The sequence below is a fragment of the Bacillus spizizenii TU-B-10 genome (assembly GCF_000227465.1).
Classification (GTDB): domain Bacteria; phylum Bacillota; class Bacilli; order Bacillales; family Bacillaceae; genus Bacillus; species Bacillus spizizenii.
Genome location: NC_016047.1, coordinates 4,194,612 through 4,207,222, shown reverse-complemented (window position 1 = coordinate 4,207,222; position 12,611 = coordinate 4,194,612). Strand labels below are relative to the sequence as shown.

Annotated in this window: 14 protein-coding genes; 12 read left to right on the top strand and 2 right to left on the bottom strand. The window is 41.9% G+C overall.

The window, feature by feature from the left end:
• The first annotated feature begins 211 nt into the window (after positions 1 to 211).
• The 8 genes from rpmH to noc all read left to right on the top strand — a co-directional run bounded on the left by rpmH (position 212) and on the right by noc (position 7,705).
• Positions 212 to 346 (top strand): 50S ribosomal protein L34, encoded by a 135-nt coding sequence (gene rpmH / locus GYO_RS43090; protein ID WP_003178075.1) that lies wholly within the window; start codon positions 212 to 214, stop codon positions 344 to 346.
• A 151-nt stretch (positions 347 to 497) separates the two neighbouring features.
• On the top strand, positions 498 to 848 hold the full coding sequence (gene rnpA / locus GYO_RS43085) for a ribonuclease P protein component (RefSeq protein ID WP_041521115.1): 351 nt from the start codon (positions 498 to 500) through the stop codon (positions 846 to 848).
• A gap of 144 nt (positions 849 to 992) precedes the next feature.
• Positions 993 to 1,778: a YidC family membrane integrase SpoIIIJ gene (spoIIIJ, locus tag GYO_RS43080; protein WP_044059167.1), complete on the top strand. Its 786-nt coding sequence runs from the start codon at positions 993 to 995 to the stop codon at positions 1,776 to 1,778.
• On the top strand, positions 1,775 to 2,401 hold the full coding sequence (jag, locus tag GYO_RS43075) for an RNA-binding cell elongation regulator Jag/EloR (protein ID WP_014115898.1): 627 nt from the start codon (positions 1,775 to 1,777) through the stop codon (positions 2,399 to 2,401). The genes spoIIIJ and jag overlap by 4 nt, the downstream gene beginning before the upstream one ends.
• 311 nt (positions 2,402 to 2,712) lie before the next feature.
• Positions 2,713 to 4,092, top strand: coding sequence for a tRNA uridine-5-carboxymethylaminomethyl(34) synthesis GTPase MnmE (gene mnmE, locus GYO_RS43070; protein WP_014115897.1), 1,380 nt, complete (start codon positions 2,713 to 2,715; stop codon positions 4,090 to 4,092).
• Positions 4,093 to 4,112: 20 nt separating this feature from the next.
• The gene (gene mnmG, locus GYO_RS43065; RefSeq protein ID WP_014115896.1) at positions 4,113 to 5,999 is read left to right on the top strand and encodes a tRNA uridine-5-carboxymethylaminomethyl(34) synthesis enzyme MnmG; all 1,887 of its coding nucleotides are present in this window, start codon (positions 4,113 to 4,115) and stop codon (positions 5,997 to 5,999) included.
• A gap of 13 nt (positions 6,000 to 6,012) precedes the next feature.
• On the top strand, positions 6,013 to 6,732 hold the full coding sequence (gene rsmG / locus GYO_RS43060; protein WP_003236640.1) for a 16S rRNA (guanine(527)-N(7))-methyltransferase RsmG: 720 nt from the start codon (positions 6,013 to 6,015) through the stop codon (positions 6,730 to 6,732).
• A 121-nt stretch (positions 6,733 to 6,853) separates the two neighbouring features.
• Positions 6,854 to 7,705 (top strand): nucleoid occlusion protein, encoded by an 852-nt coding sequence (gene noc / locus GYO_RS43055; RefSeq protein ID WP_003219249.1) that lies wholly within the window; start codon positions 6,854 to 6,856, stop codon positions 7,703 to 7,705.
• A 49-nt stretch (positions 7,706 to 7,754) separates the two neighbouring features.
• Here noc and GYO_RS43050 read toward each other — a convergent pair whose 3' ends face one another.
• Positions 7,755 to 8,195, bottom strand: a complete 441-nt coding sequence (locus GYO_RS43050) for a PH domain-containing protein (RefSeq protein ID WP_041521218.1) — start codon at positions 8,193 to 8,195, stop codon at positions 7,755 to 7,757.
• Positions 8,196 to 8,438: 243 nt separating this feature from the next.
• Here GYO_RS43050 and soj point away from each other — a divergent pair, with 243 nt between their 5' ends.
• Both soj and spo0J read left to right on the top strand, forming a co-directional pair.
• Positions 8,439 to 9,200: a sporulation initiation inhibitor protein Soj gene (gene soj, locus GYO_RS43045; RefSeq protein WP_003219244.1), complete on the top strand. Its 762-nt coding sequence runs from the start codon at positions 8,439 to 8,441 to the stop codon at positions 9,198 to 9,200.
• Positions 9,193 to 10,041: a stage 0 sporulation protein Spo0J gene (gene spo0J, locus GYO_RS43040; RefSeq protein WP_014115894.1), complete on the top strand. Its 849-nt coding sequence runs from the start codon at positions 9,193 to 9,195 to the stop codon at positions 10,039 to 10,041. Before soj ends, spo0J begins: the two co-directional genes overlap by 8 nt.
• Positions 10,042 to 10,079: 38 nt before the next feature.
• On the opposite strand, the gene yyaC is transcribed toward spo0J, so the two are convergent.
• Positions 10,080 to 10,697, bottom strand: a complete 618-nt coding sequence (yyaC, locus tag GYO_RS43035) for a spore protease YyaC (RefSeq protein WP_014115893.1) — start codon at positions 10,695 to 10,697, stop codon at positions 10,080 to 10,082.
• Between the two features lie 569 nt (positions 10,698 to 11,266).
• Between yyaC and GYO_RS43030 the strand changes: the two genes are divergently transcribed.
• A complete protein-coding gene (locus tag GYO_RS43030) occupies positions 11,267 to 12,283 on the top strand; it encodes a YkvI family membrane protein (protein ID WP_014115892.1) in 1,017 nt (338 codons plus the stop codon).
• A 93-nt stretch (positions 12,284 to 12,376) separates the two neighbouring features.
• Entirely contained in the window at positions 12,377 to 12,583 is a 207-nt protein-coding gene (locus GYO_RS43025) for a DUF951 domain-containing protein (protein WP_003219236.1), read from the top strand.
• Positions 12,584 to 12,611 lie beyond the last annotated feature (28 nt).

The following is a 12,611-nucleotide window of genomic DNA, read 5'->3' as shown; positions in this document are numbered from 1 at the left end:
TATCCACATTCGTATCTTTAGAGCAGTTTTTCTGACTTTTTTTCGTTAAATTAAGGAATCTAAAAAATAAGGTTTCGAAAGTCGGGAAGGTGTGGTATCCTATTATGGTTGCAAGAAATAAAAGCACTAGTGAAGTTGACAATGAATAGGTAACGCAAATATAATAAGTAAGACTGTCTTTAACAGCTATTCCTCGAGGGAGGTGTCATAAATGAAAAGAACATTCCAACCGAATAACCGTAAACGCAGTAAAGTTCATGGCTTCAGAAGCCGTATGAGTTCAAAAAACGGTCGTCTAGTTTTAGCACGCCGTCGCCGTAAAGGCAGAAAAGTATTATCAGCTTAGGCCACTGAATAATGTCAGTGGTCTTTTTTCACTTTATGGGAAAAGATAGATGTGATGCATGATGAACCGGGGTATGCTCCCTGGTTCTAGTGCATCTCATTTTCATAATAAATTTCAAAAGTTTCTGCCAGCCAGTATCGGAGTGAGTCATTTGAAGAAGCGAAATCGTTTAAAGAAAAATGAAGATTTTCAAAAAGTGTTTAAGCATGGGACATCAATAGCGAACCGCCAGTTTGTCTTATATACGCTTGATCAGCCTGAAAACGATGAGCTGCGCGTCGGGCTTTCCGTCAGCAAAAAAATTGGCAACGCTGTGATGCGAAATCGGATCAAACGTTTGATTCGGCAGGCTTTTCTTGAAGAGAAAGAGAGACTGAAGGAAAAGGATTACATCATTATTGCCAGAAAACCGGCGAGCCAGCTGACATATGAGGAAACGAAAAAAAGTCTGCAGCATCTATTCAGGAAGTCTTCTTTATATAAGAAATCTTCGTCAAAGTAGGCATTGTCACTGCTTTCTTACAACTTTTAAAAGCGCTTCCTTTCTGGTTGATCAGAAAAAGACACCATTTAAAACTGAAAGATGCTAAAATACATACAAGTATGCTTTGCAATAAAAGAGTGTAAAGATTAATTATAGGAGGAAATGTTGTTGAAAAGGAGAATAGGGTTGCTATTAAGTATGGTTGGCGTATTCATGCTTTTGGCTGGGTGCTCGAGTGTGAAGGAGCCAATCACTGCAGATAGTCCGCATTTTTGGGACAAGTACGTAGTATATCCATTGTCTGAGCTCATTACGTATGTAGCGAAATTGACGGGAGATAACTATGGACTATCAATTATTCTTGTTACCATTTTAATTCGTTTATTAATTTTACCGCTGATGATTAAGCAGCTGAGAAGTTCGAAAGCGATGCAGGCTTTACAGCCGGAAATGCAAAAGCTTAAAGAAAAATACAGCTCAAAGGATCAAAAAACACAGCAAAAGCTTCAGCAGGAAACAATGGCTTTATTCCAAAAGCATGGTGTCAATCCGTTGGCGGGATGTTTCCCGATTTTAATCCAGATGCCGATTTTAATTGGATTCTATCATGCGATCATGAGAACACAGGCGATTTCAGAGCATAGTTTCTTATGGTTTGACTTAGGAGAAAAAGATCCTTTTTATATTCTTCCTATCGTTGCCGGTGTTGCTACATTTGTTCAGCAAAAACTGATGATGGCGGGAAATGCGCAGCAAAATCCGCAAATGGCGATGATGCTTTGGATTATGCCGATTATGATTATCGTATTTGCGATCAACTTCCCGGCGGCTCTTTCTCTTTATTGGGTAGTCGGTAACTTATTTATGATTGCACAAACTTTCCTCATTAAAGGACCAGATATTAAAAAAAATCCTGAGCCGGAAAAAGCCGGAGGAAAGAAAAAGTGAGGAATGTGACTGCTGCAGGGCGAAATGTCGATGAAGCAGTACAGTCTGGATTGCAAGAGCTGGAATTAACGAAGGATAAGGTAGAAATTACCGTTATTGAAGAGGGAAACAAAGGGTTTCTCGGTATTTTCGGTAAAAAGCCGGCGGTCGTAAAGCTGGTTGAAAAGATTGATCCGATTCAGCAAGCGAAGTCTTATCTTCAAACAATTGCCGAAGAGATTGCCGGGAAGTCTGATGTGACTGTTCAAGAAAGCAAAAAGACAGTGAGTTTCCATATAACAGGTGAAAAAGCGGCCTTGTTGATTGGGAAAAGAGGACAAACCTTAAATGCCCTTGAAACTTTGACACAGCTTGTCCTTAATCGTTATCCAGGCCAATATAAAAATGTGACGGTGGATGCAGAAAACTATCGTTTGAAAAGAAAAGATACACTGAGTCAGCTGGCCATCAGGCTTGCAGACCAGGTCTTGAAAACGAAAAAAGCAGTTCATCTTGAACCTATGCCGTCCAGTGAAAGAAAAATCATTCATGATACTCTTTCTGGATATGCAAATCACCAGATCAAAACATATTCAATGGGTGAAGGCGAAAATCGCCATCTCGTTATTTCCCATAAAAGATAGCATAAAACCGAAGTCCGATAAAAAGCGGATTTCGGTTTTTTTGTATGAGAAAAATCTATTTTTCCTAGTCATATCAAGCTTTTGCCGTTTAAGTTTTTTCTTTTTAGGTGTATCCTGTTGATAAAAAGGAAGTTCAGGAAATAAAATTAATTGTTATTCACATGTGGATAAGTTAAAGTAATAGGAGGCGAATTCCTAATTCTGTGGATAACATATCTTCCACTTCGAACCAAACTATGTTATCTTTTAGTTTTGGCATAATAAAAATTTTTTTATATAGATGAAAGTATAAGTAAAGAGAGGTGAACAGCATGGATACAATTGCAGCAATTTCCACTCCGATGGGAGAAGGCGCGATTGCGATTGTACGGTTGAGCGGACCAGAAGCAATTCAAATCGCAGATAAAATTTATAAAGGGCCGAAGGGGAAAACACTCAGCTCGGTCGAATCACATACGATTCATTATGGTCATATCGTAGACAGACCTTCGGATCGTGTCGTAGAGGAAGTAATGGTATCAGTGTTAAAGGCACCGAGAACTTTTACACGTGAAGATGTCATCGAAATTAACTGTCACGGGGGAATTGTGACTGTGAACCAAGTGCTTCAGCTCGCATTGAGAGAGGGAGCGAGACTGGCAGAGCCTGGTGAATTTACGAAACGCGCGTTTTTAAACGGCCGAATTGATCTTTCACAGGCGGAAGCGGTTATGGACTTAATCAGAGCGAAAACGGACCGGGCAATGAACGTCGCCATGAATCAAATGGAAGGGCGTCTTTCTGCTTTGGTGCGCCGTTTACGCAGTGAGATTTTAGAAACGCTGGCTCACGTTGAGGTAAATATAGATTATCCGGAGTACGATGATGTAGAGGAAATGACGCATCAGCTTTTGGTTGAAAAGGCAACCGCCGTGAAAAAAGAAATTGAGGCGCTGCTGAGGACTTCTGAGCAAGGAAAAATCTTGCGGGAAGGTCTTTCTACTGTCATTATCGGCCGGCCGAATGTAGGAAAATCATCTCTTCTGAACAGCCTCGTTCATGAGGCAAAAGCCATTGTAACCGATATTCCCGGAACGACTCGGGATGTAATTGAGGAATACGTTAATGTAAGGGGCGTTCCACTTCGTCTGGTTGATACAGCAGGTATTCGTGAAACAGAGGATATTGTTGAACGAATCGGTGTTGAACGTTCTCGCCAGGTTCTAAAGGAAGCGGACCTGATTTTACTCGTGCTTAATTATAGTGAAGAGCTTTCTGAAGAAGACGTGAAGCTTTTTGAAGCCGTTGAGGGCATGGACGTTATCGTGATTATGAATAAGACTGACCTTGAGGCGAAGATTGACAGTGAGCGTGTCCGTGAGCTTGCCAATGGACGTCCTGTTGTCACGACATCTCTATTAAAAGAGGAAGGCGTCAATGATCTGGAAGAAGCGATTCAATCGCTGTTCTACACGGGTGCCATTGAAAGCGGAGATCTGACTTATGTCAGCAACACACGTCATATCTCTATTTTACAGCAAGCAAAACGTGCCATTGAAGATGCGCTTAGCGGCATCGAACAGGATGTCCCGATCGACATGGTGCAAATCGACCTTACAAGATGCTGGGAGCTTTTGGGTGAAATCATCGGAGATTCTGTCCACGAAAGCTTAATTGATCAGCTCTTTTCTCAATTCTGTTTAGGAAAATAATAAAAGGAGGAACTAGAATCATGGGGTATGAAGCAGGCCAATACGATGTGATTGTGATTGGCGCCGGGCATGCCGGTGTTGAGGCTGCCCTCGCATCAGCACGCCAAGGCGCCAAAACGCTTGTCCTGACCATCAACTTAGATATGGTTGCATTTATGCCATGTAATCCGTCTGTCGGCGGTCCCGCAAAAGGGATTGTCGTCCGCGAAATTGACGCGCTCGGCGGAGAAATGGGCAGAAACATCGATAAAACGCATATTCAAATGAGAATGCTGAATACTGGAAAAGGTCCTGCGGTCCGTGCATTGCGTGCGCAAGCAGACAAATTCCAATATCAGCACGAAATGAAAAATACGCTTGAAAAAGAACCAAACTTAACATTGCTGCAAGGAATTGTGGAACGGCTGATTGTTGAAGACGGCGAATGCCGCGGTGTTATTACACAAACCGGCGCGCATTATCGTGCGAAAGCAGTTGTCATGACGACAGGGACATATTTAAGAGGACGAATCATTCTTGGTGATCTGTCTTACTCAAGCGGTCCGAATAACCAGCAGCCTTCTATTAAGCTTTCTGAGCATTTGGAGGAACTGGGCTTTGACCTCGTTCGTTTTAAAACAGGTACGCCGCCTCGCGTCAAAAGCGACACGATTGATTACAGCAAAACGGAAATTCAGCCTGGTGACGATGTGCCTCGCGCTTTCTCATATGAAACAGTGGAATATATTACAGATCAGCTCCCTTGCTGGCTGACATATACAAGCCCTGAGACACATGAGATTATTGACAGCAACCTGCACCGTTCACCGATGTATTCGGGTATGATCAAAGGTACGGGCCCAAGATATTGCCCGTCCATTGAAGATAAAGTTGTCCGATTTAATGATAAACCGCGTCACCAGATCTTCCTTGAGCCGGAAGGCAGAAATACGCAGGAAGTCTATGTCCAAGGGTTATCTACAAGTCTGCCAGAAGATGTACAGCAAAGAATGCTTGCAACGATTCCTGGTCTTGAAAACGTGCAAATGATGAGAGCCGGCTATGCGATCGAGTACGATGCGATCGTACCGACACAGCTATGGCCGACACTTGAAACGAAAAAAATCGCAAACCTTTACACTGCAGGCCAAATTAACGGAACATCAGGCTATGAAGAAGCTGCGGGACAAGGGATTATGGCGGGAATCAATGCAGGACGAAAAGCGCTTGGAAAAGAAGAAGTGATTCTAAGCCGTTCTGACGCCTACATTGGTGTTCTGATTGATGACCTTGTAACAAAAGGAACCAATGAACCATACCGTCTTTTGACATCACGTGCTGAATACAGATTGCTTCTTCGCCATGACAATGCTGATTTGCGTCTGACAGAAATCGGACACCGCATTGGATTGATTTCTGATGAGAGATATGCAGCTTTTGAGAAGAAAAAAGCGGCGATTGAAGCGGAGAAAAAACGTCTGCACTCTGTGATTATCAAGCCGTCACCGGAAAATCAAGAATATATCCGTTCTCTTGGCGGAAGCGAATTGAAAGATGGAGTTCGCGGCACAGACTTGATGAAACGTCCTGAAATGAACTATGAAACAGTCACAAAACTGGCGCCGCCAGAAGTGCCGGTTCCGCAAGACGTGGCAGAACAAGTAGAAATCCAAGTGAAATATGAAGGATATATTGAAAAATCCCTTCAACAAGTGGAAAAACTGAAGAAGATGGAAAACAAAAAAATTCCGGATCGAATTGATTATGACGCAATCAAAGGGATCGCGACTGAGGCGCGTCAAAAGCTGAAAAATGTGCGTCCTTTGTCTGTTGCCCAAGCTTCCCGTATTTCCGGTGTAAACCCGGCGGACATTTCAATTCTATTGGTGTATTTAGAGCAGGGACGCATTGCGAAGATAGCCGAGTAGAAAGGATGACGGCATGAATATTGAAGAATTCACTTCTAGTTTGGCGGAAAAAGGGATCTCCCTTTCTCCCCGTCAGCTGGAGCAATTTGAGCTGTATTACGACATGCTGGTTGAATGGAACGAAAAAATCAATCTGACTTCAATTACAGAGAAAAAAGAAGTGTATCTTAAGCATTTTTATGATTCCATTACAGCTGCTTTTTATGTCGACTTCAATCAAGTGAACACGATTTGTGATGTCGGAGCGGGAGCGGGTTTTCCGAGTCTTCCGATTAAAATATGCTTTCCGCACCTCCATGTCACAATCGTGGATTCACTAAACAAACGGATTACGTTTTTAGAAAAGTTGTCTGAAGCTTTGCAATTGGAGAATACGACATTCTGCCATGACCGAGCTGAAACATTCGGACAGCGGAAAGACGTACGGGAAAGCTATGATATTGTGACGGCGCGAGCAGTTGCAAGACTATCTGTTTTGAGCGAACTTTGTCTGCCTCTGGTGAAGAAAAACGGTTTGTTTGTTGCTTTAAAAGCCGCATCAGCTGAAGAAGAACTGAATGCCGGCAAAAAAGCAATCACGACGCTTGGAGGAGAACTTGAGAATATCCATTCCTTTAAGCTGCCTATTGAAGAAAGCGATCGTAATATTATGGTGATACGCAAGACAAAAAATACACCTAAGAAGTATCCAAGAAAACCGGGAACTCCTAATAAATCGCCAATTGAAGGGTAATTTAGACAGCCTGATATGACAATACCATCATATTTTCATCAAAATTGATGGATGTACAGCAGGAAAAACCATGAGAAAATAGAATTATAAAAATGGCAGTTTTTAAAGGTGGTGTAGGTACATGAAGCATTCATTCTCTCGTTTCTTCGGGCTTGGTGAGAAGGAACAGGAACCGGAGATTGCTGAACATGAGACAAACAAAGAAGAGATTCTGGAAATACCGGTAAATGCTATCGTTCCCAACCGTTTTCAGCCACGCACCATTTTCTCAGATGAAAAAATCAAAGAGTTAGCAATGACCATTCATACACACGGCATTATTCAGCCGATTGTTGTCAGGCATACAGAAGAAGAGGGCCAATACGAACTCATTGCAGGTGAAAGACGCTGGAGAGCGGTACAATCGCTCGAGTGGGAAAAGATTCCGGCTATTATTAAGGATTTTTCCGACACGGAAACCGCTTCTGTGGCGTTAATTGAAAACTTGCAGCGGGAAGAACTGTCTTCTATTGAGGAAGCGCATGCCTATGCTCGGCTTCTTGAGCTGCATGACTTAACACAGGAAGCACTCGCACAGCGTTTAGGAAAAGGGCAATCCACAATTGCGAATAAGCTGCGGTTATTAAAGCTGCCTCAGCCGGTCCAAGACGCGATTATGGAGAAGAAAATCACTGAGCGTCATGCCAGAGCGCTGATTCCGCTGAAGCAGCCTGAGCTCCAAGTCACACTGCTCACAGAGATTATTGAGAAAAGTTTAAATGTAAAGCAGACGGAAGACCGCGTGGTGAAAATGCTGGAGCAAGGCCAGAGAAAACCAAAGCCGAGACGCAAAGCGTTCAGCAGAGATACAAGAATTGCAATGAACACGATTCGCCAGTCACTATCAATGGTTGAAGACAGCGGTGTAAAATTGAATACGGAAGAAGAAGAATTTGAAGAATATATTCAATTAACGATTCGCATACCAAAATAAAAGCTCTCCTGAAAAGCAGGAGAGCTTTTATTCTTATTGTAAAAGGAAATTAATTACTTTTAGTCGATAATGTTATATTAGAATTCTTTTCTTCGAGCTTGTGGATAAATTCTTCAGTATTTTGCGGAGAAATCACTGCATGTCCCCAGCCTCTCTGATAATATATCGTGATGGCATGACGAGAGCCGATCAGACGAAAACCTGACCACAGCTTCTTTTTTTGAACCACTTTGTCGATTTTTTCGTAAGGAATTTGATGTTTGATCAGTCCGGCTTTAATGATCAGATGATGTTCCCTTAATACATATTTCAGATCAATAAAGCTCCAAATGATGAGCACATTTAAAAGAGTCAGCAGAGTAAAAATGATCCAGCCTGAAACCCTCACATTTCCCATCACAAAAGGAACGATGGCATCTGCTTGTATCAGTAATATAAGGAACACAATCATCAGCGTAACGGGTATATCTCTCTTTGTTTTATAAACCATATTCTCACCGTCCTGTACGTTCTGCACTGTAACCTCTTCTTTTTTTCTTTAAGAAATTCCTTTTTTAAGTCAAAAAAACATAGAAATTGCAGAATTTATAAGAGAAAGCATATGACAAGCTTGAATTTTCAATTATTTCCCTTCTGAATCGGAACAAAATGATGAAAAAAATGAAACGCTTTAATCTTTTTTTGATAGAATAGAAGCAAGATAGTACATGTTCATGTGAAAGTAGGTGACATCGTGGGAAAAATCATAGCAATTACGAACCAAAAAGGCGGAGTGGGCAAAACAACGACGTCTGTCAACCTTGGGGCATGCTTAGCTTACATAGGGAAAAGGGTTCTGCTGGTAGATATTGATCCGCAGGGGAATGCGACAAGCGGATTAGGGATTGAAAAAGCCGATGTAGAGCAGTGTGTGTACGATATTTTAGTAGATGATGCAGATGTAATAGATATTATTAAAGCAACGACAGTAGAGAACTTGGACGTGATTCCTGCGACCATTCAGCTTGCCGGAGCTGAAATCGAGTTGGTTCCGACGATTTCAAGAGAAGTGAGACTGAAGAGGGCGCTTGAAGCAGTAAAGCAGAATTATGATTATATTATCATTGATTGTCCGCCGTCATTGGGGTTGCTGACGATTAACGCGCTTACTGCCTCAGATTCCGTTGTGATTCCTGTACAGTGCGAATATTACGCCCTGGAGGGGCTCAGCCAGTTATTAAATACAGTACGTCTTGTGCAAAAGCATTTGAATACTGATTTAATGATTGAAGGTGTATTGCTGACAATGCTTGATGCCCGGACGAATCTCGGTATTCAAGTCATTGAAGAGGTTAAAAAATATTTTAGAGATAAAGTATATAAGACGGTTATTCCGCGTAATGTCCGTCTGAGCGAGGCACCGAGTCACGGAAAACCCATCATTTTATACGATCCGCGGTCAAGAGGTGCGGAAGTATATTTAGATTTAGCAAAGGAAGTGGCTGCGAATGGCTAAAGGCCTTGGAAAAGGGATTAATGCGTTGTTTAATCAGGTCGATTTGTCTGAAGAGACAGTTGAAGAAATTAAAGTTGCCGATTTACGCCCTAATCCTTATCAGCCAAGAAAACACTTTGACGACGAGGCATTAGCTGAACTAAAAGAATCTGTGCTGCAGCATGGCATTCTTCAGCCTCTTATCGTCAGAAAATCTTTAAAAGGCTATGATATTGTTGCGGGGGAACGGCGTTTTCGAGCGGCAAAGCTGGCGGGTTTAGACACAGTTCCGGCGATTGTCCGTGAATTATCAGAGGCTTTAATGAGAGAAATTGCTTTATTGGAAAACCTTCAGCGTGAAGATTTATCGCCGCTTGAAGAGGCTCAGGCCTATGACTCCTTGCTGAAACACTTAGATCTCACGCAAGAACAGCTTGCCAAACGTCTTGGGAAAAGCAGACCGCATATTGCGAATCATTTAAGATTGCTGACATTGCCAGAAAACATTCAGCAGCTTATTGCCGATGGTACGCTTTCCATGGGGCATGGACGCACGCTTCTTGGCCTGAAAAACAAAAATAAGCTTGAACCGCTTGTACAAAAAGTGATTGCGGAGCAGCTCAATGTTCGCCAGCTTGAGCAGCTGATTCAGCAGTTAAATGAGAATGTTTCACGTGAAACAAAGAAAAAAGAACCTGTGAAAGACGCGGTTCTAAAAGAACGGGAATCTTATCTCCAAAATTATTTTGGAACAACGGTTAATATTAAAAGACAAAAGAAAAAAGGTAAAATCGAAATCGAATTTTTCTCTAATGAAGATCTTGACCGGATTTTAGAACTTTTGTCTGAACGAGAATCATAAATAAAGAAACCATCTTTCAAGCGAAGATGGTTTTTGTTTTATATTCGTCCAGTGAGCCTTTGCAGCGGGTTAAGGCGTTCCTGCCTCCACTCTGTTCGATCTGTTAAACTCAATCCTTCTGCAAGAACATTTGCCATATTCATGACTAAGTGTAGCCTTGTATTTTGCAATACAAAGTATTCCATAAAACCACTCACATTCACAATTCCGTTAATATGAAGATCTCCCACTTCAGGAAGGTCTTTTTGCACACCAGCCCCAGGCTTTAATGGCCCTTCTCCGATTTGAAACGATCCTACACTTTTAACGCGTCCTAAGCATGCATCGACCGCTATAATAAATGGGTTTTTATGTAATTTTTGAATGTCATTGATTTTATCCTTCATGTTCACAGCATGGACGGGATCAGATAGGGTTCCATAGACATGGAATCTGGTGAGTGGCATTTGTTTGAGTTTCATTCCTACGAGCGGGCCTAATGAATCACCGGTTGAACGGTCTGTTCCGATACAAACCACGACAATTGGTTTGCCGGCAGCTTTACGTAAGGATGAAGAAAGGATGGTTTGGATTTGTTTTGCTGCTGCTGCATCTGTATGTGAAACATATTGCTTTACTCGTTCCTGAGAGGAAAAAAGCCCGCCTTTTCGATTCATAGGTTTCACTTCCTTGTTATAGTAGGTAACAGAATTGCTATGGTGTGTGCCTAGTTATGTAAGGTTGTTTACAGTATATCCAGCAGTATGATTTTTTATGCTTTGTGTAGACACCGGATATTTTCAAAAATAGAGGATTGATATGAGTGCTTAGAGGGGTTGGTTATAAGTATTGTGCTCCAATGCCTCTATTATGATCAAGCTGTGGTCTGCTTACAAAACAGTTGAAAATGCATAGATGTCTACATTGGAAGGGCAATACCGACAAAGTTTAGGATTCTGGGATCAGAAGTGATTTCAATCCGTCTGTTTCTTGTCATACAATACATTATCTATTTCGGCAGTATAGGATATCGGGGTGAAGATGCATACAGAGGTTCTTTCCTTATTTCCGCGGCCAAACTAATATCTTGTTTTAGACTGCCTTCATTGGCAGTCTTTTTTATGTGTATTTCGTATGATAATTTTACCTTGTGGTCAATGTCTATGAAAATATGGCATGTTTGCTTTCAGTTATTTATATAGTAACAATAACGGGAAAAAGCTGAACTCTGTGCTATGAGGTGATGATGTTGTGGAGAGCCGGAATGAAGTGGATGCTGCTCATATTAGGGAGCCTGATCGGGGCCGGATATGCGAGCGGTCAGGAGATATGGCAGTTTTTTGGGGCGGAAAGCGGACTTGCTATTGTGCTGTTTACAATCATGTTCATTTTCTCGTCTTATATTGTGATGAAAATCAGTTTTAAGGTTCAATCCACTCATTTTCTGCCGGTTCTGGAACATTTGATGGGACCATGGCTGGCGAAAATTTATGATGTCCTCATCGTTTTTTATTTGTTTTCGACGACTATGGTGATGATTGCCGGAGGCGGTGTGACCTTGCAAATGTACAAGCTTCCTTTCTGGTGGGGAATCGCGCTGATTTGTATCGTGACCGTGTGTTTGTTTTTCTGGGATGTGAAAGGAATATTATCAGTAAATGGTTTTTTAATACCTGTTTTAGTAGCAGGGCTGCTGTATGCGCTGATCTCCTTTCAGAGCACCCATCATCATACGTGGACGATTGATTTGACTCGGCAGTATAACTGGCCTGCGAGCATTACGTTTACCTCTTTAAACATTCTTTCAGTTGTCGCGATTTTATCCTCCGTTGGGAAAGAAATGAAAGGACTCGGAGAAGCGAAAATCGCCAGTGTGGCAAGCGGACTTATTTTTGGTGTGATCTCTTTTGTTTATAATGAAACGTTAGTGGAGTTGGCGGGCTCCCTTTCCCAGTTTGAAATACCGTTGTTTGCCGTTTTGGAGGGGGCGCCTTATCTCCTTTTTTTATGTATGACGGCGGTGCTTTGTCTGGCGATTTACACGACGACGGTAGCTGGTTTGCTGGGGCTGTCCAGCCGGTTGATGGCGTTTGTTCATATGCCAAGATGGATGATTGTGTTGATTCTGTTAGTGTTAATGGTGCCATTTACCTCTTTCGGGTTTTCTGATTTGATCGCGTTCTTGTATCCGATATACGGGATGCTGAATTTATATTTGTTAGTTTGTCTGCTGTTATATCCTATTTTGAGTAAATGGAAATAAGAGGATACCTTTCTTTTCAGATATCTTGATTGCTCTTATGATCAGTTTTTTTGTACAATAGATACAGCAGTTTATGAAAAGAGGTGAAGGGTCTTGGCGGATAAAGACTTTGGCCTGAATGATATCGTAGAAATGAAAAAACCGCATCCATGCGGAGCGAACAGCTGGAAAATTATACGCATGGGAATGGATATTCGAATTAAGTGTGAGGGATGTTCTCACAGTGTAATGATTCCGAGAAAAGAATTTGAAAGAAAACTAAAAAAAGTACTTGTCAAGCATGAGGAGCCTACTTCGTAAAAAGGCCGGCACTCATGCTTTTTCATAT

Excerpts from the sequence above, each read along its gene's own strand:
- rpmH (WP_003178075.1), top strand. The coding sequence starts at position 212 with ATGAAAAGAACATTCCAACCGAATAACCGTAAACGCAGTAAAGTTCAT.
- spoIIIJ (WP_044059167.1), top strand. The coding sequence starts at position 993 with ATGTTGTTGAAAAGGAGAATAGGGTTGCTATTAAGTATGGTTGGCGTA.
- mnmE (WP_014115897.1), top strand. The coding sequence starts at position 2,713 with ATGGATACAATTGCAGCAATTTCCACTCCGATGGGAGAAGGCGCGATT.
- mnmG (WP_014115896.1), top strand. The coding sequence starts at position 4,113 with ATGGGGTATGAAGCAGGCCAATACGATGTGATTGTGATTGGCGCCGGG.
- rsmG (WP_003236640.1), top strand. The coding sequence starts at position 6,013 with ATGAATATTGAAGAATTCACTTCTAGTTTGGCGGAAAAAGGGATCTCC.
- noc (WP_003219249.1), top strand. The coding sequence starts at position 6,854 with ATGAAGCATTCATTCTCTCGTTTCTTCGGGCTTGGTGAGAAGGAACAG.
- GYO_RS43050 (WP_041521218.1), bottom strand. The coding sequence starts at position 8,195 with ATGGTTTATAAAACAAAGAGAGATATACCCGTTACGCTGATGATTGTG.
- spo0J (WP_014115894.1), top strand. The coding sequence starts at position 9,193 with ATGGCTAAAGGCCTTGGAAAAGGGATTAATGCGTTGTTTAATCAGGTC.
- yyaC (WP_014115893.1), bottom strand. The coding sequence starts at position 10,697 with ATGAATCGAAAAGGCGGGCTTTTTTCCTCTCAGGAACGAGTAAAGCAA.
- GYO_RS43030 (WP_014115892.1), top strand. The coding sequence starts at position 11,267 with ATGTTGTGGAGAGCCGGAATGAAGTGGATGCTGCTCATATTAGGGAGC.